Origin of the sequence: Rhizobium metallidurans (assembly GCF_014196505.1) — a bacterium.
Classification (GTDB): domain Bacteria; phylum Pseudomonadota; class Alphaproteobacteria; order Rhizobiales; family Rhizobiaceae; genus Rhizobium; species Rhizobium metallidurans.
Window position 1 is genome coordinate 15,712 of sequence record NZ_JACIDW010000017.1, and the last position, 20,769, is coordinate 36,480.

24 protein-coding genes are annotated in these 20,769 nt (G+C 62.2%); 10 read left to right on the forward strand and 14 right to left on the reverse strand.

The annotated features are described in order from the left end of the window. Positions 1-6: 6 nt before the first annotated feature. The 3 genes from GGQ67_RS19905 to GGQ67_RS19915 are packed head-to-tail and all read right to left on the reverse strand — an operon-like array spanning position 7 to position 2,407. Complete coding sequence (locus GGQ67_RS19905) at positions 7-534, reverse strand: TadE/TadG family type IV pilus assembly protein (RefSeq protein WP_183901873.1); 528 nt, start codon at positions 532-534, stop codon at positions 7-9. Next, positions 534-1,064, reverse strand: coding sequence for a TadE/TadG family type IV pilus assembly protein (locus GGQ67_RS19910; protein ID WP_183901874.1), 531 nt, complete (start codon positions 1,062-1,064; stop codon positions 534-536). Before GGQ67_RS19910 ends, GGQ67_RS19905 begins: the two co-directional genes overlap by 1 nt. After that, positions 1,064-2,407, reverse strand: a complete 1,344-nt coding sequence (locus tag GGQ67_RS19915) for a pilus assembly protein (protein ID WP_183901875.1) — start codon at positions 2,405-2,407, stop codon at positions 1,064-1,066. Before GGQ67_RS19915 ends, GGQ67_RS19910 begins: the two co-directional genes overlap by 1 nt. Before the next feature lie 328 nt (positions 2,408-2,735). Here GGQ67_RS19915 and GGQ67_RS19920 point away from each other — a divergent pair, with 328 nt between their 5' ends. Next, positions 2,736-3,785 (forward strand): aldo/keto reductase, encoded by a 1,050-nt coding sequence (locus GGQ67_RS19920; RefSeq protein ID WP_183901876.1) that lies wholly within the window; start codon positions 2,736-2,738, stop codon positions 3,783-3,785. 64 nt (positions 3,786-3,849) lie between these two features. On the opposite strand, the gene copM is transcribed toward GGQ67_RS19920, so the two are convergent. From copM to relB, 7 genes are all read right to left on the reverse strand, one after another. Next, positions 3,850-4,221, reverse strand: coding sequence for a CopM family metallochaperone (gene copM, locus GGQ67_RS19925; RefSeq protein WP_183901877.1), 372 nt, complete (start codon positions 4,219-4,221; stop codon positions 3,850-3,852). Between the two features lie 59 nt (positions 4,222-4,280). Then, positions 4,281-4,670 (reverse strand): hypothetical protein, encoded by a 390-nt coding sequence (locus tag GGQ67_RS19930; RefSeq protein ID WP_183901878.1) that lies wholly within the window; start codon positions 4,668-4,670, stop codon positions 4,281-4,283. A gap of 49 nt (positions 4,671-4,719) precedes the next feature. Next, entirely contained in the window at positions 4,720-5,034 is a 315-nt protein-coding gene (locus tag GGQ67_RS19935; protein ID WP_183901879.1) for a BrnA antitoxin family protein, read from the reverse strand. Continuing rightward, the gene (locus tag GGQ67_RS19940) at positions 4,997-5,275 is read right to left on the reverse strand and encodes a BrnT family toxin (RefSeq protein WP_183901880.1); all 279 of its coding nucleotides are present in this window, start codon (positions 5,273-5,275) and stop codon (positions 4,997-4,999) included. Before GGQ67_RS19940 ends, GGQ67_RS19935 begins: the two co-directional genes overlap by 38 nt. A gap of 65 nt (positions 5,276-5,340) precedes the next feature. Next, the gene (locus tag GGQ67_RS19945; RefSeq protein WP_183901881.1) at positions 5,341-6,096 is read right to left on the reverse strand and encodes a hypothetical protein; all 756 of its coding nucleotides are present in this window, start codon (positions 6,094-6,096) and stop codon (positions 5,341-5,343) included. A 10-nt stretch (positions 6,097-6,106) separates the two neighbouring features. Continuing rightward, positions 6,107-6,376 (reverse strand): type II toxin-antitoxin system mRNA interferase toxin, RelE/StbE family, encoded by a 270-nt coding sequence (locus GGQ67_RS19950; RefSeq protein WP_183901882.1) that lies wholly within the window; start codon positions 6,374-6,376, stop codon positions 6,107-6,109. Further along, on the reverse strand, positions 6,360-6,587 hold the full coding sequence (gene relB, locus GGQ67_RS19955) for a type II toxin-antitoxin system RelB family antitoxin (protein ID WP_210279721.1): 228 nt from the start codon (positions 6,585-6,587) through the stop codon (positions 6,360-6,362). The genes GGQ67_RS19950 and relB overlap by 17 nt, the downstream gene beginning before the upstream one ends. A gap of 128 nt (positions 6,588-6,715) precedes the next feature. Between relB and hisS the strand changes: the two genes are divergently transcribed. The 3 genes from hisS to hisG all read left to right on the forward strand — a co-directional run bounded on the left by hisS (position 6,716) and on the right by hisG (position 10,353). Continuing rightward, a complete protein-coding gene (gene hisS / locus GGQ67_RS19960; protein WP_183901883.1) occupies positions 6,716-8,359 on the forward strand; it encodes a histidine--tRNA ligase in 1,644 nt (547 codons plus the stop codon). 180 nt (positions 8,360-8,539) lie between these two features. Next, positions 8,540-9,658, forward strand: a complete 1,119-nt coding sequence (locus GGQ67_RS19965) for an ATP phosphoribosyltransferase regulatory subunit (RefSeq protein ID WP_183901884.1) — start codon at positions 8,540-8,542, stop codon at positions 9,656-9,658. Continuing rightward, positions 9,658-10,353 carry an ATP phosphoribosyltransferase gene (hisG, locus tag GGQ67_RS19970; protein WP_183901885.1) on the forward strand — a complete coding sequence of 232 codons (696 nt, stop codon included), beginning with the start codon at positions 9,658-9,660 and terminating at the stop codon, positions 10,351-10,353. The genes GGQ67_RS19965 and hisG overlap by 1 nt, the downstream gene beginning before the upstream one ends. Before the next feature lie 89 nt (positions 10,354-10,442). On the opposite strand, the gene GGQ67_RS19975 is transcribed toward hisG, so the two are convergent. Continuing rightward, the gene (locus GGQ67_RS19975) at positions 10,443-10,889 is read right to left on the reverse strand and encodes a DoxX family protein (protein WP_183901886.1); all 447 of its coding nucleotides are present in this window, start codon (positions 10,887-10,889) and stop codon (positions 10,443-10,445) included. A 209-nt stretch (positions 10,890-11,098) separates the two neighbouring features. Between GGQ67_RS19975 and GGQ67_RS19980 the strand changes: the two genes are divergently transcribed. After that, positions 11,099-11,809: a glutathione binding-like protein gene (locus GGQ67_RS19980; protein ID WP_183901887.1), complete on the forward strand. Its 711-nt coding sequence runs from the start codon at positions 11,099-11,101 to the stop codon at positions 11,807-11,809. A gap of 75 nt (positions 11,810-11,884) precedes the next feature. Here GGQ67_RS19980 and GGQ67_RS19985 read toward each other — a convergent pair whose 3' ends face one another. The 3 genes from GGQ67_RS19985 to groES all read right to left on the reverse strand — a co-directional run bounded on the left by GGQ67_RS19985 (position 11,885) and on the right by groES (position 15,005). Beyond that, entirely contained in the window at positions 11,885-12,331 is a 447-nt protein-coding gene (locus tag GGQ67_RS19985; protein WP_183901888.1) for a hypothetical protein, read from the reverse strand. Positions 12,332-13,012: 681 nt separating this feature from the next. Next, positions 13,013-14,653 (reverse strand): chaperonin GroEL, encoded by a 1,641-nt coding sequence (groL, locus tag GGQ67_RS19990; protein WP_183901889.1) that lies wholly within the window; start codon positions 14,651-14,653, stop codon positions 13,013-13,015. A gap of 55 nt (positions 14,654-14,708) precedes the next feature. Further along, positions 14,709-15,005 (reverse strand): co-chaperone GroES, encoded by a 297-nt coding sequence (gene groES / locus GGQ67_RS19995; RefSeq protein WP_018898571.1) that lies wholly within the window; start codon positions 15,003-15,005, stop codon positions 14,709-14,711. 441 nt (positions 15,006-15,446) lie between these two features. On the opposite strand from groES, the gene chrA reads away from it, so the two are divergent. The 5 genes from chrA to mctP all read left to right on the forward strand — a co-directional run bounded on the left by chrA (position 15,447) and on the right by mctP (position 20,726). Continuing rightward, entirely contained in the window at positions 15,447-16,865 is a 1,419-nt protein-coding gene (gene chrA / locus GGQ67_RS20000; protein WP_183901890.1) for a chromate efflux transporter, read from the forward strand. 119 nt (positions 16,866-16,984) lie between these two features. Next, on the forward strand, positions 16,985-17,833 hold the full coding sequence (locus GGQ67_RS20005) for a TIGR01459 family HAD-type hydrolase (RefSeq protein ID WP_183901891.1): 849 nt from the start codon (positions 16,985-16,987) through the stop codon (positions 17,831-17,833). Between the two features lie 70 nt (positions 17,834-17,903). Next, the gene (locus GGQ67_RS20010) at positions 17,904-18,890 is read left to right on the forward strand and encodes a bifunctional riboflavin kinase/FAD synthetase (protein WP_210279722.1); all 987 of its coding nucleotides are present in this window, start codon (positions 17,904-17,906) and stop codon (positions 18,888-18,890) included. A gap of 173 nt (positions 18,891-19,063) precedes the next feature. Beyond that, positions 19,064-19,261, forward strand: coding sequence for a DUF3311 domain-containing protein (locus GGQ67_RS20015; RefSeq protein ID WP_183901892.1), 198 nt, complete (start codon positions 19,064-19,066; stop codon positions 19,259-19,261). After that, a complete protein-coding gene (gene mctP / locus GGQ67_RS20020) occupies positions 19,251-20,726 on the forward strand; it encodes a monocarboxylate uptake permease MctP (protein ID WP_183901893.1) in 1,476 nt (491 codons plus the stop codon). The genes GGQ67_RS20015 and mctP overlap by 11 nt, the downstream gene beginning before the upstream one ends. Positions 20,727-20,769 lie beyond the last annotated feature (43 nt).

Genomic DNA, 20,769 nt, shown 5'->3' on the forward strand with positions numbered 1-20,769 from the left:
ATGGCGTCACTGATAGACGATGGCGCCGATGAAGCGCGGGCGCGAAAACGCCGTCTCGGCGAATGTCATTGTGCCGAAGCCGAGGATGTTCGTCATCGCGGTATAGCTCGCCGCACCCTCGACATAGATCACCGAATCGCCGTCGGTCAGCTCCGGCAGCGACGAGGCGTTGAGGACCTGTGCCTTCAACAGGCCGGCCGTGCCGCTCTCCTTCGTCCAGTCCAGCTTGTAGGCCCCGGCGGTCTTCTTGATGCTGGAGATACGAAGCGCGATCGGCGCGGTGCTGTTCTGCTGCAGATGCGTGAAGACGCTGTAGAGATTGGACACGAAAGCATTGTCGATCGAGGTCTGCCGCGAAATCACGTCGGCGACGATGCCATTGGCCTGCACGATGTTCTGGTAGGTCCGGTACAAGTCGAAGACCGTGATGCTGGCCAGAAAGAAAAACAGCAGGATCGGCGCGAGAAGGGCGAATTCGATTGCCGACGCACCGGTGCGCTCGCGGATCAGGCGGGAAAAGGCGTGCTTGAACATCAGGTCGGCTCGTTGACGAAGGCAAAGCTGGAGGTCAGCTGGATGGCGCCCGTGTTGTCCTTGGGAAAACTCAGGCCGAAGCCGAGCCCCGGCACCAGCGGATCGACCACATAGCAGGCGCGGGTGAAGATGATCTGCGACGGCTGGCCGGAATTGTAGCTGGTGACGGGATCGATGGCGACGGACCGGTCGACGCAGGGCGTGCCCGTCGTCGGAAAATCGGCGGCCTTGGTCACCGGCGTGAACTCGATGCGGATCGACTTGACGCAATCGCTGAGGATCACCGCCTCCTTGCAGACCGACGCCTTGAAATCGGCATAGCTCATCTTGGCGCCGTTGATCTGCAGCGCGCGTGAACTGCGGCTGACGGCGCGGTCGAGCATGATCGACTGCGTCATGATGAAGCCCGCCTCGAAGATCGAGAAGATCACGGCGAATACGATCGGTGCCAGGATGGCGAATTCGATCGCCGCCGCCCCGTTGCGGTCGCCGAGAAAGCCGTAGCGTCCAATGGAGAAGCCCGTTCTCATCACTGCGTCAGTCTCAGTTTGCGGATCGATGTCGAGATCGACTTGAACGCGTCGCCGATGCCGGCGCCGGAGGCCTGGTAGAAATGCGCCGAACTCGTCGCGCAGTTCTTCATGCTGTTGATGGCGGTCTGGTCGCTGCCGAGCTCGAAGCCGATGGTGAAGATGGTGATGCCCTTGGCCTTCGCGGTCGTGCAGATCTTGCTGAGATAGGACGCCGTGTCGCCGGACATCGTGTTGTTGCTCGGGCTGAGATCCGGCGAGCGCGTGTAGTCCTTCGGACGGAATTGCGCGGTGATCACGCCGTCGGTCATCAGGACCAGCACCTTCATGGTATCGGCGTCGCTGAAGCTGGAGGGACGGTTTGAGAACTTCGAGGACATCTGGCCGCTGGCGATCGCCGCCTGGACGATGCTCGATGAGGCGGGATTGAGCAGCATATAGCCCCACTGCATCGCATTCTGCGTGCCGGTGCCGTCATAGAGTTGCAGCGCGTTCAGCCGGGCCTTGAGAACGGTCGCGTCGTTGGAGAAATAGGTGATCGCGTCCTCCTCGCCGGGGCACCACCACCACTTTTTTTCCTTGTCCGTCGTGTTGTAGTTCCAGTTCGTGAAGATCGGCAGGTTCGAACGGGCCTTGAAGCTCGGGATCGCATCGCTGCCGTAGCCCGTATTGTCGAGCTCGAAGCATGATCCCTTGTAGGTCGGGTCCTTGGTCGGCTGCGCCTGGCCGGTCAGGCGCGTGCCGCCGAGCTTGTCGAACACCGCGGCCCCCACGTTGACGTGGCCCGCATAGGGCACGACGCTGATCGTCGTGTAATCCTTGGTATCGTCGGTCAGGATCTGGTCGATGAACTGCTGCGAGGCGACCTTCAGGTTCTTGATCTTGCTGCCGACCATCGAACCGGACATGTCGAGCATCAGCGACAGCTCGATATTCTGCTTGGCCTCCTCGGCGCTCGACGCCGTCCTGATCGTCAACGTCTTGACGCCTGCCAGATGCATGAAGGCGGTGTTGATCGTGTAGGAGGCGTTGGCCGAGATCTTGCGCGAGTTCATCGCGGTCGCCTCGGAGAAGTTGATGACCACGTCCGCGCCGTAGGCGAGATTGTTCATGTAGCTTTTCAGGACGTCGGCGGTCTTTTGCTTCTGCGACAGCGACGCCGCCGCCAGCACGCCGCGATCAAGCCCATCCTGCATCTCGACGCGCACCGCTTCATAGCGCGCCAGGTCGACCCCGGCGCCGCCAGCCAGTGTCAACGGCACGAAAAGCAGCGCGACTATCATCGCCACATTGCCGCGCTTGTTGCGCAGCAGTGAACTCACAAGCTGAACCAAGGATGTCATGATTGCCCCCGCATCTGCGAGGTTTGTTTAGGTGGATATCAATTAGAATTTTATGAATCCGTGCGGAAAGTGCTGTAAATACAATCACTAAGAGCGGTAATTGTGTAGTGCAATCATGACTGTGTGCCAATGAGTTGCGGGCGTCCTAAATCGTTGCAACCGGTGCGTATCGCATGAGCCGTTGAAACCGGGCGCGCGAAACTTATGTCTGATGAGTTCACGCCTGCCGCGGCCGCGGCCATGCCAGCCCCGTGCCGCCCAAAAATCATAGAACCGGGATAATTCGTCCGCCGGCGCTGCCGCGGTCCTCACAAGGAAACGTTTCAACATGCGTTACAACCAGCTCGGAAATACCGGCCTGTTCGTCTCTGAAATCTGCCTGGGCACCATGACCTTCGGCGCCGCCGACGACAAAAGCCCCTGGGGCGCCATCGCCGATGTGGACCAGAAGGCGGCCGATGCGATCGTCGGTCGGTCGCTGGCTTCAGGCGTCAATTTCATCGATACCGCCGACGTCTACTCTTTCGGTGATTCCGAGAAGCTGCTCGGCCAGTCGCTGAAGAACCTCGGCGTGGCCCGCAAGGATGTCGTCATCGCCACCAAGGTCTACGGCGCGATGGGCGACAAGCCGAACGATCGCGGCGCCTCTCGCGGTCACATCATGGATTCGGTCGAAAAAAGCCTCGAGCGCCTGCAGACCGATCACATCGATCTCTACCAGATCCACGGCACCGACAGCGTCACCCCGATCGACGAGACGCTGCGCGCGATGGACGATCTCGTCTCGCGCGGTCTTGTCCGCTATGTCGGCGTTTCCAACTGGCAGGCCTGGCGTATCGCCAAGGCGCTCGGCATATCGGAACATCGCGGCTTTGCCCGCTTCGAAACCGTGCAGGCCTATTATTCCATCGCCGGCCGCGACCTCGAGCGCGATATCGTGCCGATGATGAACGAGGAGAAGGTCGGGCTGATGGTCTGGTCGCCGCTGGCCGGCGGGCTGCTTTCGGGCAAGTATGGCCCCGGCGCGCCTGGGAACGGTGAAGGCCGCCGCGCTGCCTTCGACTTTCCGCCCGTCGACAAGGACCGCGCCTGGGCCTGCGTCGCCGTCATGCGCGAGATCGCCGAAAAGCATGGCGTCAGCGTCGCCACCGTGGCGCTTGCCTATGTGCTTGCCAAGCCCTTCGTGACATCGGTCATCATCGGCGCCAAACGCATCGAGCAACTCGACCAGAACCTCGCAGCCGTCGCGCTGAAGCTCGACGCCGACGATCTGAAGAGGCTGGACGAGGTGAGCGAACTGGCGCCCGAATATCCCGGCTGGATGCTGACCCGCCAGGGCGCCGGTCGCCGCCCGCAGCCTTTCGAGCCGAAGGGCTAAGCGCGGATTGAAGCGCCGGACGCCGGGGAGACCGGGCGTCCGGCTTGTCATCGATGAGGCGGCCTTACTTGGCGTTCGCCTTCAGCCATGCCTGCATCTCGGTGATCTCGGCTTCCTGCGCCTTGATGACGCCCTCGGCCAGCTTGCGCATGTCGGCATCCTTGCCGTATTGCAGTTCCACTTTGGCCATGTCGATCGCTCCCTGGTGGTGGGCGATCATGCCGCGCACGAAGTCGACATCGGCATTGCCGCTGTATTCGATCATCATGCCCTTGTGCATTTTGTTGTTGGCCTCTGAAAAGGCGCGGCTGGACGGGCCGTCGTCGCCCATCGGCATGCTCATATCCATGGTCTTGTCTTCCGCGCCTGCGGGAAGAGCGGTGAGCGAAAGGCCGGCGACGAGCCCGGTCGTGAGAACGAGTAGTTTAAAAGACATGGGATATCCTTCCTCTGTCTAACAATGAAAATCCGATGCGGCTGATAGCGCCGCGTTTCTCAGGGTCTTGATTGTCGGATCGGACGGGGAGGGGGAGCCAGTGGCGCCGGCCTTGCGCCGGGAAGAGCAAGCGCGATCGCCGGCGAGGGATAGGAGAACGCCTGCTTGCCATCGTCGTGAACGATCACGTCGACGGGCACGACCAGACAGGCGGAACAGAGCGGCATGTGCGTCATGCCGCCGCCCTCGCAAGGGCTCTTCGCCAACGCCGAGGCCTTGATGCTGTTCCCCATCTCCATATCGGCCATAGCTTGATGCGACATGCCCGTGCTCATATCGGCAGCGGCAGGCTGGTTCATCGACGCGCACATGGGGCATCCGGCCCACGCGAACATCGTTCCGTAGGCCAGCCAGGCAAGCATCATCATCGCGATAGACAGCAGGCGCATCGGCAAAACATAGGCAATCGCGCCACCAATGCCAAGACGTCGCGTTGCGCTAATCGAGCTTGGCGGCCTTGCGCAGCGCATCGTTGATCCGCCCCTGCCAGCCCTTGCCGGTCGCCTTAAAGGCGTCGATCACGTCGGGATCGAGCCTGAGCGATATCTGCCGCTTCGGGCTCTCCATCGCCGGCCGGCCGCGTGAACGCCTGATGCTCTCGGCAAACTCGGGAAAGACCTCGGCAAAGGGGCGCGCCTTCTTGAAGTCCTCTTCGGTCCACTCGGGATTGTCGGGATCGTCGGCGATACCACGTTGGATCGCGGCCTCCTCCTCGTCAGTGAGGTCGAGGATCTTTCGACTGGAATTGTTCATAGAGCCTCCTTTCCTGGCGGCTTGCCCGGCGCATCGAGATGACCGAAATGCCCTCGCTCCCGAGAACAGCGAAAACGACGGCGATCACATCCTCGATCAGGATGCCCACGGCCTTCAGCCTCGGGCTCCTGGCGTCGAGGATCAACGCCGCCGCGAAGAAATCCTCATCCAGGTCGCGAAAGTCCAGCCCATGCTTCGCAGCATTGCGGACACGTTTCGGCTCATCCCAAACGATCTTCATCGATACGATATCGCAAAATAAAAGTGATACAATAAATCTTTGATTGCATCACGATATCCTGCAATTCAGCAGGCCGCAATCACCTGATGCACGACCTCGTAATCCGGACTTTCCTCGCCGATCGGCACCACCGGCCAGGCCCATGCCGCCCGCGCCTCCGGCATCGCGACCCCGTGCATCAGATCGCTCTCCTCACGGGTCTGCCCATTGCGGTCGATCACGGCATAGGAGATGTCGGTGACGAGGCAGCTCTTGAACGGCATGCGCGACAGCCCGGAGATATGCGCCGCGATCAGCTGCTCCACCGTATCGTCAGGCATCCGCTCGCGCTCCGCCTCGAACCGCCGCTGAACGCCGCGCCCGACCTGCGAGAGCAGATTGGCCGAAACGACGAGGTCGAGATAGGGCACGTTGCGCAGGAAGCCCAGCGGCTCCGGCTGTTCGCCGGCCGCGAGCGCGTCATAGCCCGAGAGATCGCGCTCGATCAGCCGGACATTGCGATAAGCCTTGCGGCGCATCTTCATCCTGACCGTCGCGACATGCACGAGATCGATCAGAACGACAGTATCGAAGTTGGCCGCCAGCTCCCGGATCGGCACGTCGCGCAGCAGGCCGGAGCCCAGCACCACGGCCGTCCGCCGCTGCTTGCAACCCGCCATGGCCACAAGGATCGCCCGCCGCGTATTCTCCTCGTGCTCCGCCCACTGCCGGCTGCAACGATTGGCGCGGGACCACAGATTGACGGAGTAGCGGATATATTTGCGGTGCGGCTTGCTGGTGAAGGGAAGGGTGGCGGCGTAGAGGAGGGCTTCTGCGATCACTATGTTGCTTTCAGCGATAAATGTCCCGGCGATGGCCGATTTCGACCACGAGCACGACTAGCTTCTGGTCCTGAATATCGCAGATGATGCGGTAGTCGCCGACCTCATAGCGCCAATAGCTGCCAAGCGCATGGCCCTTCAAGGCCTTGCCGAGGTCGCGCGGATTTTCGTGGGTGACCAGCCGCTCGTCCAAGAATTGCCGGATACGCCTGCGAATGACCGGATCGAGCTTCTTGGTGTATTTCTGGGCCGAGATCGTATACTCAATCGTCCATGCCACGCCAGAACTCCTCGGAGCTGATGACCTGGTCTTCTCCCTTGCGGAGGCGCTCCATTGCCGCCTCGGCGAGCGCGATGTCGTGCAAATCCTCCAGGTGCTGTCCGATCACGTCGCGCACATAGGCGTCCGGCGCAGCACCCGCTTCGGCCGCATATTCCTCGACGAGCTTCATCATCTCGTCCGGCATTTCGATCGTGACGCGCTTGTTCATGGCGATGATCCCTTCAGATGATCGAGATATACCATCCGATCGCACACTTCGCCAGCCACCACACTTGCCGCATCCGGCCCTTTCCGCTAGGAAACCGCCACTGTCACACCGAGCGGAAGACGTTGGAAATGAACGACAAGCAGAAGAAACCACAAAAGCTCAAGGCCAGACTTCCCCGCGGCTTCGTCGATCGTTCGGCGGCCGATATTCGCGCCGTCAACGAGATGACCGCGAAGATCCGCGAAGTCTATGAGCATTATGGTTTCGATCCTGTCGAAACGCCGCTCTTCGAATACACCGATGCGCTCGGCAAGTTCCTGCCCGATGCCGACCGGCCGAACGAAGGCGTCTTCTCGCTGCAGGACGACGACGAGCAGTGGATGTCGCTGCGCTACGACCTGACGGCGCCGCTGGCCCGCCATGTCGCGGAAAACTTCAACGAGATCCAGCTGCCCTACCGCACCTATCGCGCCGGCTATGTCTTCCGCAACGAAAAGCCCGGCCCTGGCCGCTTCCGCCAGTTTATGCAGTTCGACGCCGACACCGTTGGTGCGCCAGGCGTGCAGGCCGATGCCGAAATGTGCATGATGATGGCCGATACGCTGGAAGCCCTCGGCATCAAGCGCGGTGACTACGTCATTCGCGTCAACAATCGCAAGGTTCTGGATGGCGTTCTGGAAGCGATCGGCCTCGGCGGCGACGACAAGGCAGCCCAGCGCCTTAACGTGCTGCGCGCCATCGACAAGCTCGACAAGTTCGGCCCCGAGGGTGTGGCTCTCCTGCTCGGCCCCGGCCGCAAGGATGAATCAGGCGATTTCACCAAGGGCGCCGGGCTGAATGAAGAGCAGATCGCCATCATTACCATGATGTTCAAGCCGACTGTTATTAGTTGGTCGCAGGCAGTGCCGGGTGATATCGCTACAATAGACGTTGAGATGGGAGAACCATGGCGGTTTGCTCCTCTAAAAGCGCAGTTTATTGCAATGGGAGCAGAAGCATCGAGTACCTTCAACGAAGGTGGTGACGAACTCAATACCATGAGCGCGTTGTTCTCTGCCGCTGGTTACGGTCCTGACCGCATCAAGATCGACCCCTCCGTCGTCCGAGGCCTCGAATACTACACCGGCCCGGTCTACGAAGCCGAGCTTCTGTTCGACGTCACCAACGAAAAAGGCGAGAAGGTCGTCTTCGGTTCCGTCGGTGGCGGCGGTCGTTATGATGGTCTGGTCTCCCGCTTCATGGGCCAGCCGGTTCCGGCAACAGGCTTCTCCATCGGCGTCTCGCGCCTGATGACGGCGCTGAAGAACCTCGGCAAGCTCGGCCAGAGCGAGGTTATCGAACCCGTCCTCGTCACCGTCATGGATGGCGATGTCGAGGCCATGGGCCGCTATCAGCGGATCACCCAGGAACTCCGCCAGGCCGGCATCCGCGCCGAAATGTACCAGGGCAACTGGAAGAAGTTCGGTAATCAGCTGAAATACGCCGACCGCCGCGGCTGCCCCGTCGCCATCATCCAGGGCGGAGATGAGCGCGCCGACGGCGTCGTGCAGATCAAGGACCTGATCGAGGGCAAGCGCCTCTCTGGCGAGATCGAGGACAACGCCTCGTGGCGCGAAGCACGTGTCGCGCAGGAAACGGTCGAGGAGGCCGATCTGGTCGCCAAGGTGAAGGAGATCCTGGCGGCGCAGGCGGAAGATCGGCGCCGAGGCGCCGATGACTATTACGAGGAATATGATCGCAATCAAGTTGGTAGCACTAATGACCACGAATGATGCCGATCTTCCCTTCTCCCCTCGGGGAGAAGGTGGCCCGAAGGGTCGGATGAGGGGGCTGCTCGGTAGAAGCTGTCCTTCGCTGTCCGCTCAGGACATTCGTCGTTTACACTCCTCATCCCCCTCATCTGCCCTGTCGGGCATCTTCTCCCCGGTGGGGAGAAGAGGGAGCTCCCGTCCATGCCCCTGATAAACCTCCCAGCCTTCTCCGAAGACCTGCTCGCCGAATTCGCCGCCCGCCGCACCGAGCGCGTCGACACCCCGGTCATCCAGCCGGCCGAGCCCTTTCTCGATATCGCCGGCGAGGACCTTCGCCGCCGCATCTTCATGACCGAGAGCGAAACCGGCGCCAGCCTGTGTCTCCGCCCGGAATTCACCATTCCCGTCTGCCTGCGCCATATCGAAAGCGCCATGGGCACGCCGAAGCGCTATGCCTATCTGGGCGAGGTGTTCCGCCAGCGCCGCGAAGGCGGCAATGAGTTCTATCAGGCGGGCATCGAAGATCTCGGTGACATCAACATCCCGAGCGCCGACGCCCGCGCCATCGGCGATGCGGCGGCCGTGCTGTCGCGCCTGCTGCCGGGCAAGAAACTGGCCGTCACGCTCGGCGATCAGGCCGTGTTCGAAGCCGTCGTCCAGGCGCTTGGCCTGCCGCTCGGCTGGCAGAAGCGGCTGATCCATGCCTTCGGCGACACCACCCATCTCGAAGCGCTGCTCGCCAGCCTCGTCAGCCCGCAATTCGTCACCGGCCTCAGCGACGATATCGCGCGCCTACTGGGCGCCGACGACGAGGAGGCGCTCGTCGCCCATATCGATGCCACGATGCAGGCGACGGGCTATTCCACCAATGCCAGCCGTTCGCCGCAGGATATCGCCCGCAGGCTGAAAGAGAAGCTGATCCTGTCGGAAACCCGGCTCGATGACGCGGCCTTCCTTGTCCTCAAGAAGTTCCTGTCGCTCAACGTGCCGCTGATCAACGCTTCGGCGGCGCTTTCCGGCTTCGCCGATGCCGCCGGCCTCAAGCTCGGCAATGCCCTGTCGCGCTTCGATGGTCGCGTCGCGGCGCTCGCCAATGCCGGCGTCGATCTCGCGCTGATCGATTATCGCGCCGCCTTCGGCCGCCCGCTGGATTACTACACCGGCCTCGTCTTCGAGATCGGCGTCGAGGGTTCCGATGCCGTGCTCGCCGGTGGCGGCCGCTTCGACAAGCTGATGACCCTGCTCGGCGCGAAAGAACGCATCCCCGCCGTCGGCTTCTCGCTGTGGCTGGATCGCATCGAAACGGAAAGGGCCGCCTGATGACCATCACCATCGCGCTGCCCTCCAAGGGCCGGATGAAGGACGATGCCTCGGCCATCTTCGAGAAGGCCGGCATGAAGATCACCGCCGTCGGCAACGACCGCTCCTATCGCGGCCGCGTCGAAGGCTGGGATGATGTCGAGGTCGCCTTCCTCTCGGCCTCCGAGATTTCCAAGGAACTCGCCAATGGCACCGTCGATTTCGGCGTCACCGGCGAAGACCTGATCCGCGAAGGCTTGGCGGAAGCCGACAAGCGCGTCGAATTCTGCGCCCGCCTCGGCTTCGGCCATGCCGATGTCATCGTCGCCGTGCCGGAGATCTGGCTCGATGTCGACAGCATGGCCGATCTCGGCGATGTCGCCACCGATTTCCGCGCCCGCCACGGCCGCCGCCTGACGATCGCCACCAAATACTGGCGGCTGACGCAGCAGTTCTTCTCGCGCCAGCATGGCATCCAGCTCTATCGTATCGTCGAGAGCCTGGGCGCCACCGAGGGCGCGCCGGCATCGGGCTCGGCCGATATCATCGTCGATATCACCTCGACGGGCTCGACGCTGCGCGCCAACCACCTGAAGATCCTGTCGGATGGCGTCATCCTGCGCTCCGAGGCCTGCCTCGTACGTGCCCGCAAGGAAAGCCACGCCGACGAGCCTTCCGTTGCGCGCCTCATCGAAGCCGTCAGCGCCGCGCTCTGACATCTATCGTCGTGATTGCTCACGAAAAAGCCCGCCGCCAGATAACCTGACGGCGGGCTTTCATGCTTGGGAGGCTTAAGTGGCGCCGATTATGCGGCAGCCGGCAGGGCGCCGCGGCGCGCGTCGATCGAGTAGAGGCCCGGGCCGAAGGTGGCGAGCAGGATGTAGGCGCCGGCAAGCGTGACGTTCTTCATCAGCATGATGCCGTTGAGAGCGTTGATCCAGCCGAGAGCGGCATCCGGCCAGCCGGGAACGGCAACGGTGCCGGAGTGGAACACAGCGCCGGTGAAGACGCAGAACGCAGCCAGTGCCCAGCCGACGATCTTCGTCTGGAAGCCGACGAGAACGGCAAGACCGGTGACGAGTTCGAACAGGCCGGCGAGGTAGGCAAGCGCGGTGGCGGCGGGCAGGCCGGCGCCGGTGATCATGCCGGCGGTGCCGGTCGGGTCGGTCAGCTTGCCGAAGCCGGAATAGATGAAGATGAAGGAGAGGAGGATGCGGGCGACGAGAATGACGACGTTCTGGCTATTGGACATGGAACTGTCTCCGGTTGAATGAGTTGAGACCGCTGTGCCCCCGGCACGGTTGTCGATCTCGTATGCATCGTTTTTCCTCTTTTTTAGTATCTATGGAAAGATGGACGGCAGCTGACAGTTCGTTCAGTAATAGTGAACGATGATGGCGGCTTGCCAGTGCACCGCGCGCTCTTCTATGGTCGGCATCTAGCCCCAAATGGAGACTTCAGATGGCAGATCTTTCCGCATTCCCGATCACCAAACGCTGGCCGGCAAGCAACCCCGATATCATCCAGCTCTATTCGCTGCCGACGCCGAACGGCGTGAAAGTGTCGATTGCGCTGGAGGAACTGGCACTCCCCTACGAGCCGCACCTGATCTCCTTCGGCACCAACGATCAGAAGTCTCCGGAATTCCTGTCGCTCAATCCGAACGGCCGCATTCCGGCGATCATCGATCCCAATGGTCCCGGCGGCAGGCCGATCGGCCTGTTCGAATCCGGTGCGATCCTCGTCTACCTCGCCGAGAAGACCGGCAAGCTCATGCCACCGGATGCGGCCGGCCGCTACGAGACAATCCAGTGGGTGTTCTTTCAGATGGGCGGCATCGGGCCGATGTTCGGCCAGTTCGGCCACTTCCATAAGTTCGCCGCCGAAAAGGTCGCCAACAATTCCTATCCGGTGGAACGCTACCGTGACGAGTCCAGGCGGCTGCTCGGTGTGCTGGAAGAGCGTCTGCAGGACCGCCAGTGGATCATGGGTGACGCCTATACGATCGCCGACATCACCACATTCCCGTGGGTGCGCGGCGCCGACGTCTTCTATGGCGGCCGTGAACTCCTGGAATACGACAAGTTCCCGGCGGTGATGGACTGGCTGAAGCGTTGCATCGCCCGCCCGGCCAGCGAGAAAGGGCTGAACATCCCGGCGCGCCCGGCCTGAGCCTTCGGCGGCAACGCGGGCCCAAAACGTCAAAAGCCGGAGCGATGCCCCGGCTTTTTGTCATGGCGGCGAATATTACTGGCGGCGGACCGCGGCCTTGCCGGCGTCGGCCTCTATGCGCGGGAAGATGAACATGCCGATCATGCTGCCATTGCCTTCCTCTTCGTAGCCGTTCGATTCCCCCATGCAGAACATCGGCTGGCGGTAGCCGTTCGGCAGGATGATCGTGGTCGAAAAACAGAAGGACGAGGACCGCGCCGCGGCCTGTTCGAAAATCTGGACGATGCGGCCACGATCCTTCGGATCATAGCAGCGCATCAGGCTGAGCAAGCCGCATTCCCGCACGGTCAGCCCATGAAGCCGGGCGCTTCGTTCCTGAAGGTGGATCACGCCGCTGGAAAAGTCTCCGACCCAGCTTTCGGAAATGGAAAGCTGAGCAAGCATGTCGGGATTGTTGTCGTTGAGTTCCAGCGATCCACGCATGAGCGGTGCGGATGCGGCGGCTTTTGTTATCTTAAACAAATTGTTCCCCAGTTTGGGCGCAGCGTTCTCCCACGCTGCACACCCGGCAAACATCACAGATTCAGTCGGCGCCGGGCATCATGCTCGGTGCGTGGAAAATAGCGTTCCGAGCGGTCGCTCCGTTGATTGAGCCCACTCTGCCCAGCCTTTCCAAAATATGCAACTTCTAATTTAATTCAGGATAAATAACTCGGTGCATGCGTCAATGCAATTCTGAGCGACGTTGGCGGTGCGGCGGCAAGAGCGTCTGAACGAAGCGCCGAACGCAGCGCGAATTTATAAGTTTTTTTGCAGGAACGGCAACGGCTTTTCACGCGCTCTCGCAAGTGCGCGCCATGCGGCAAATAAGCAAAAATAACGGAAAGGTTGATGAAAACCTGCTAAATAAAGCGCGATTGATGGACTTGCGGGGTTTTCAGGCCGCTGGCGGCAACCATTGGATCGAAAACTCTTTTGTTTCGGGCGTTTGAAGCACCAGCAAAAATCGTCCACCGAGCAAGCTTCACGAAAGCCTCGCCGCCGTCTCTGGTCGGCAATTAGCCTGATTATACGTTTCACCAGTCGGTTGAAAAAATCGACGCTCGAATGTGAGTGCGAATCACATAACGAAAAGGGCGACCCGAGGGCCGCCCTTCCGTAACCTGAACCGGTTGGCTCAGATGTGATGACCTTATGGTCTGATCACATCATGTCCATGCCGCCCATGCCGCCCATGCCGCCAGGCATGCCGGCCGGAGCGTCCTTCTTCGGCAGCTCGGCGATCATGGCTTCCGTCGTGATTAGCAGCGAAGCAACCGAAGCGGCGTTCTGCAGAGCCGTACGAACGACCTTGACCGGGTCGACGATGCCCATGGCGATCATGTCGCCATACTCGGACGTCTGAGCGTTGTAGCCGAAGTTGTCTTCGTTCTTCTCGAGGATCTTGCCGACCACGATCGAAGCTTCGTCACCAGCGTTGTCAGCGATCTGGCGAACCAGGGACTGCAGCGCCTTGCGAACGATGTTGACGCCAGCTTCCTGGTCGTCGTTCTCGCCCTTTGCGGTGATCTTGGAAGACGAACGGAGCAGGGCCACGCCGCCGCCCGGTACGATGCCTTCCTGAACAGCAGCGCGCGTCGCGTTCAGAGCGTCGTCGATGCGGTCCTTGCGTTCCTTGACTTCGATTTCCGTGGAACCGCCAACGCGGATGACGGCAACGCCGCCAGCGAGCTTGGCAAGACGTTCCTGCAGCTTTTCGCGGTCATAATCGGAAGAGGTTTCTTCGATCTGAGCCTTGATCTGCGCAACGCGGCCTTCGATGTCGGACTTGGCGCCGGCGCCGTCGACGATCGTCGTGTTTTCCTTGGAGATCGAAACCTTCTTCGAACGGCCGAGCATGTCGAGCGTTACGGATTCGAGCTTGATGCCGAGGTCTTCGGAGATAACGGTGCCGCCCGTGAGGATGGCGATGTCTTCCAGCATGGCCTTGCGGCGGTCGCCGAAGCCAGGAGCCTTGACGGCAGCGATCTTCAGGCCGCCACGCAGCTTGTTGACGACGAGGGTCGCAAGAGCTTCGCCTTCGACGTCTTCAGCGATGATGAGGAGCGGCTTGCCGGTCTGAACGACGGCTTCGAGAACCGGGAGCATCGCCTGCAGGTTCGAGAGCTTCTTCTCGTGGAGGAGAATGTAAGCGTCGTCGAGGTCGGCGACCATCTTTTCCGGGTTGGTGACGAAGTACGGCGACAGGTAGCCGCGGTCGAACTGCATGCCTTCGACGACTTCGAGTTCGGTTTCGGCGGTCTTGGCTTCTTCGACGGTGATGACACCTTCGTTGCCGACCTTCTGCATGGCTTCGGCGATATCAGCGCCGACCTGCTTGTCGCCGTTTGCGGAGATCGTGCCGACCTGGGCGACTTCAGCCGAGGTGGAGATCTTCTTTGCCTTTGCCTGCAGATCCTTGACGACTTCCGCGACAGCGAGGTCGATACCGCGCTTCAGGTCCATCGGGTTCATGCCGGCGGCAACTGCCTTGGCGCCTTCGCGAACGATAGCGCGGGCGAGAACCGTAGCCGTCGTGGTGCCGTCGCCGGCGATGTCGTTGGTCTTCGAAGCAACTTCGCGGACCATCTGGGCGCCCATGTTTTCGAACTTGTCTTCGAGTTCGATTTCCTTGGCGACCGATACACCGTCCTTGGTGATGCGCGGAGCGCCGAAGGACTTGTCGATAACGACGTTACGACCCTTCGGGCCGAGGGTTACCTGCACTGCGTCAGCGAGGATGTCGACGCCGCGCAGCATCTTTTCGCGCGCAGAGCGGCCGAACTTTACTTCTTTAGCTGCCATTTTGAGAACTCCTGAAAAGGGGTGTCAGCGAATTACGATGAAGGGAACCGGCTGATCAGCCGATGATGCCCATGATGTCGGCTTCCTTCATGATCAGAAGGTCTTCGCCGTTGATCTTGACTTCGGTGCCGGACCACTTGCCGAACAGAACGCGGTCGCCAGCCTTTACGTCGAGAGCGACGACCTTGCCGGACTCGTCACGAGCGCCGGTGCCGACGGCGACGATTTCGCCTTCCTGCGGCTTTTCCTTGGCGGTGTCAGGAATGATGATGCCGCCCTTGGTCTTTTCTTCGGACTCAACGCGGCGAACAACGACGCGATCGTGAAGGGGGCGGAAGTTGGTGCTTGCCATTGTCTAATCCCTCGATCAAATGACACTCGCAGGCCGATATGGCCCACACGGATGGGTGTTAGCACTCTCCTCTGGTGAGTGCTAGCGACCTGCATTTAGGAGCGCCCATCTGGGGAGTCAAGGGAAGCGGTCGTAATTTTCCGACGCCCCGTCTCTATAGCCGTTTGATGGCAAAGTTGTGAACCTGTCGCCCACGCCTTCCGGGCGGGAAAACGCGCCAATGGTTAATGCCCGAAAGGGGAGGGCGATGTCCGTTTCTCAGCCCCGGCATCGTGATCCGTCATTGTCATAAACCCGTGTCCGGAATTTGCGACATGCGATCGGGCAGCGCCGGCTCGCTCGCGCCGTCGGGCCGGGGCCAGTCCAGGATTGTCCGGCCCCGATGCGGGTGATATCGAGCGACGGGGCAGCCGGCAGAGGTCGGAAAACGAGAGCGAATTGATGAGCGTGGACGGAGCGGTGATGGCGGATGACAGCGTGGCATCGGTGCCGCTTGTCGAGGCTGTCCGTGTCTGGGCCAGGATCGGCTGTCTGAGCTTCGGCGGTCCCGCCGGCCAGATCGCCCTGATGCACCGGACCATCGTCGACGAAAAGCGCTGGATCTCCGAGGACCGCTTCCTGCACGCACTGAACTACTGCATGCTGCTGCCGGGACCCGAGGCGCAGCAGCTCGCCACCTATATCGGCTGGCTGATGCATGGCGTGCGCGGCGGCATCCTCGCCGGCCTGCTCTTCATCCTGCCGGGCTTCGTCGTGATGCTCGGGCTTTCGGCTCTTTACGCCGTCTTCCAGGAAACCGCCTGGCTTCCCGCCCTGTTCTTCGGGCTCAAGGCGGCCGTTCTCGCCGTCGTCGTCGAGGCCTTGCTGCGCCTTGCCCGCCGCGCCCTGAAGACCCGCGTGCACTATTACATCGCGATTGCATCGTTCCTGGCGCTGTTCATGCTGAACGCGCCGTTCCCCATCGTCGTCATCCTCGCCGGCCTCACAGGCTTCGCGCTGCACCGCTACGCCAGCCGCAACGCGCCGGCTGAAGCCGTCCAGGCCCGGGCATCGCAACGCCGCTTGCCCGCCTTCACGACCCACACGGTCGCCCGGCCACTCCTTGTTCTCGTCTTCTGGATCCTCGTCTGGCAGGCGCCGCTGCTTTTCGTCCGCAATCTGGAGGCTCCGACCGATCTGATCGCCGAGACGCTCAGCGGCGAAACCAATGTCTTCGGCGCGCTCTTCATCTTCTTCTCCAAGATGGCGGTCATCACTTTCGGCGGCGCCTATGCGGTTCTCTCCTATGTCGCGCAGGTCGCTGTCGGCCAGTATGCCTGGCTGCAGCCGGGCGAGATGCTGGATGGTCTGGCCCTGGCCGAAACCACGCCCGGCCCCCTGGTGCTCGTTCTCTGTTTCGTCGGCTTCCTCGCCGGCTACCGCAACCCGCTCTTCATGGCGCCGCTGCTGGGCGGCGCGCTTGGCGCCGCGCTGGTTGCCTGGGCCACCTTCGTGCCAAGCTTCGTCTGGATCTTCGCCGGCGCGCCCTACATCGAGAAGCTGCGCAACAACGCCGCCCTGACCGCGGCCCTGTCAGCCATCACCGCCGCCGTCGTCGGCGTCATCCTCAACCTGTCGCTCTGGTTCGGCCTGCACGTGCTCTTCGCCGAAGTCGGCCGGATATCGCTTCTGTCACGCGGCGCGGGCCTTCCCGTCGTCAGTTTCGCCTGGCCGCAATGGGCAACGCTCGACATAGCGGCGCTGGCGATCTTCGTGATCGCGTCCATCCTTTTGTTTTACGTCAAGATGGGCATGGTCAAGGTGTTGGGGCTCTCGGCCGCCGCCGGCCTCGCCATCAAGGGGGCGGCTCTTCTGCTCTGAAGGTGCGTCGGAGCGCATCGGGTCGCAAGAATTTCATACTCCCGCATTGCAAAATTTCTTGCCATCCAGGCGGGGCTTTGCCATGTCAGCCTTCATCGAATGAAAACCGGGACTTGGAAATGGCGCAGCGCATCGAGAATTTCGCAGAGATCACCAGCCACTATGACGCGGTGTTCTGCGATGTGTGGGGCGTGCTGCATAACGGCGTTTCGCTCTTTCCGAAGGCCGCCGCCGCCCTGCAGGCCGCGCGCGAGGCCGGCCTGACGGTCGTCCTGATCACCAATTCACCGCGCATCGCGCCGCTGGTCGTCGATCAGCTCCGCCACATCGGCATCCAGGACGAGGCCTATGATCGCATCGTCACCTCCGGCGATGTGACCCGCGGCCTGATCGCCGAGGGCCCGAAGAAGGTCTTCCTGCTCGGCCCGGATCGCGACATCGCCATCATCGAGGGCATCGGCGTCACCCGCGTTTCCGCCGAGGAGGCCGATTGCGTCGTCTGCACCGGCTTCTTCGACGACGAGACAGAGACGCCCGAGGATTACACCGACATGTTGAAGGCCTTCCAGGCCCGCGACATCCCGATGATCTGCGCCAACCCCGACCTGATTGTCGAGCGTGGCCACAAGATGATCCCCTGCGCCGGCGCCATGGCCGCCTACTACGATCAGCTCGGCGGCAAGACCCGCATTGCCGGCAAGCCGCACAAGCCGATTTATGACGCCGTGCTTTCGGTTGCCCGCGAAATCCGCGGCGACCTCAAGATGGACCGCATCCTGGCGATCGGCGACGGCATGCCGACCGACGTGCGCGGCGCTCTCGATTACGGCCTCGACCTCCTTTATATCAGCGGCGGCATCCACGCGGCCGAATACACGCTGAACGGCGAAACCGACGAGGCGATCCTCACCGCCTATCTCGAACGCGAGAAGGCAACGCCGAAATGGTGGATGCCACGTCTGGCGTGAGCCCCTCGCGCAACGGCCGCGAGCCCAAAGCCTGCTTGTCTAAGCCAGAAGCATCAGTAAAGTCTGCCCGATGACCGTCTTTCACCGCAACGAAACCCGAGAGCCCTTGCCCGATCACTTGCACGGCGGCGTGGTCGCCATCGGCAATTTCGACGGTGTGCATCGCGGTCATCAGTCGGTGCTGGAACGTGCGCTCGAGATCGCGCAGGCGCGCGGTGTTCCGGCCCTCGTGCTGACATTCGAGCCGCATCCGCGCACGGTCTTCAACCCGCAGGCGCCGGTGTTCCGCCTGACGCCCGCGCCGTTGCGCGCCCGCATCCTGGAGGCCATGGGTTTCGGCGCGGTCATCGAATACCCCTTCGACCGCGCCTTTTCGCAGCGCTCGGCCGACGATTTCATCCATTCGATCCTGAAGGATTGGCTCTGTGCCTCCGAGGTCGTCACCGGCTTCGATTTCCATTTCGGTCGCGGCCGCGAAGGGGGGCCGGCTTTCCTCATGGAGGCCGGCAACAAATACGGTTTCGGCGTCACCCTGATCGACGCCTTTCGCGACGAGAATTCCGACGTCGTCTCCTCGAGCCGCATTCGAGCGCTCTTGAAGGCGGGCGAGGTCAACGAGGTCGCCGGCCTGCTCGGCTATCACTACACGGTCGAATCCGAGGTGATCGGCGGCGAAAAGCTCGGCCGCCAGCTGGGCTTCCCGACGGCCAACATGCGCCTTCCGACCGAGGTCGAGCTGAAGCCCGGCATCTATGCCGTGCGCTTCCGCTTCGAGGACGGCACGATGCATGACGCGGTGGCGAGCTATGGCCGCCGCCCGACGGTCACCGACAACGGCGCGCCGCTGCTCGAGACCTATGTGTTCGATTTCTCCGGCGACCTCTACGGCCAGATCTGTTCCGTCTCCTTCTTCTCCTACCTGCGCCCCGAACTGAAGTTCGACGGTCTGGAACCGCTGGTCGAGCAGATGAACCGCGACAAGGACGAGGCGAGGGCGGTCCTGTCGGGCCTCCAGCCGATCAGCGCGCTCGACCGCAAGCTCTGCGGCCTCGCCTAGGTCGCTTCCACACCGAAATCGGAGATCGCGGAACGGCGGTGCCTGACGCCGCCATCGACGAACTGTGTCTTTTTCGCGGCGACAACGCTTGCCGTGACGTGCGGCTGGCATATGTCATCTATCTGATAAGACGCGGATAAGCTGCGCCGGATCCCGCGAAAGGCACTCTCCTCATGGACAAAAGATTTGGAACGGCGGCCTGCTGGCTGCTCATCATTCCCTATATCGGGCTGCTCTGGGTCCCCTTCTACAATTTCCGCGATCCCGTGCTCTTCGGCTTCCCCTTCTTCTACTGGTATCAGCTCCTCTGGGTGCCGATCACCGCCTTCCTGACCTGGATCGCCTACCGGAGCATGCGCAATGACGACTGATCTCAACGTCACGGCGCTCAGCGTCTTCCTCTTCTTTTTCGTCCTCGTCACCGTCATGGGCTTCGTCGCCTCGCGCTGGCGCAAGCCCGAAACGCTCGCCCATATCGACGAATGGGGCCTCGGCGGCCGCTCCTTCGGCACCTGGATCACCTGGTTCCTGGTCGGCGGCGATTTCTACACCGCCTATACCGTCATCGCCGTTCCGGCGCTGGTCTATACCGTCGGCGCCTACGGCTTTTTCGCGCTGCCCTACACGATCGTCGTCTATCCCTTCGTCTTCATGGTCATGCCGGTGCTCTGGAAGCGGGCGCGGGACTTCGGCTATGTCACGGCCGGTGACGTCGTCCACGGCCAGTACGGCTCGCGCGGGCTGGAACTCGCGGTCGCCGCCACCGGCGTCATCGCCACCATGCCCTATATCGCCCTGCAACTCGTCGGCATGACGGCGGCGCTGAAGGCGCTCGGCCTGAATGGCGAGGTGCCGCTCGCCATCGCCTTCATCGTGCTCGCGCTCTACACCTATTCGGCGGGTCTCAGGGCGCCGGCGCTGATCGCCTTCGTCAAGGACATCATGATCTATATCGTGGTGATCGCCGCCGTGGCGCTGATCCCGTCGAAGCTCGGCGGCTATGCCAATGTCTTCGCCTCCGCCGACGCCGCCTTCCAGGCCAAGGGCTCCGGCAGCCTGCTGCTCGGCTCCAACCAGTATGTCGCCTATGCGACGCTGGCGCTCGGCTCGGCACTCGCCGCCTTCATGTATCCGCACACGCTGACAGGCATCTTCGCCTCCAACAGCGGCAACACCATCCGCAAGAACGCGGTGCTGCTGCCCGCCTATACGCTGCTGCTCGGCCTCTTGGCCCTGCTCGGCTACATGGGCCACGCCGCCGGCCTCAAGCTCGACAGCGCCAACGACGTGGTGCCGGCACTGTTCCAGACGCTCTTCCCCAGCTGGTTCGCCGGCTTTGCCTTCGCGGCGATCGCCATCGGCGCGCTGGTGCCTGCGGCGGTGATGAGTATCGGCGCCGCCAATCTCTTCACCCGCAATTTCTGGAAGGCCTACGTCAATCCCGAGGTCGACCCGGCGGGCGAGGCGAAGGTCGCGAAGATGACCTCGCTCGTGGTCAAGGTCGGCGCGCTTCTGGTCATCGTCTTCCTCCCCACCCAGTTCGCCCTCGACCTGCAGCTTCTGGGCGGCATCTGGATACTGCAGACGCTCCCGGCCCTGGTCTTCGGCCTCTACACCAACTGGTTCCGCGCCCCGGGCCTGCTCGCCGGCTGGTTCGTCGGCTTCTTCGGCGGCACGCTGCTGGTCTGGATCAACGGCCTGAAGCCCCTGCAGCCGGTGACGATGGGAGAGACCTCGTTCACCGTCTATATCGGGCTGCTGGCGCTGGCGGTGAACATCATCGTCGCGGTGGTGGTGAATGCTGTGGCGCCGGGCAAGGCCGTGGCGCGGGCTTGAGCGTGTTGTGAGGGGAGGACCGCGGGTGATGCCGCGGCCTTCC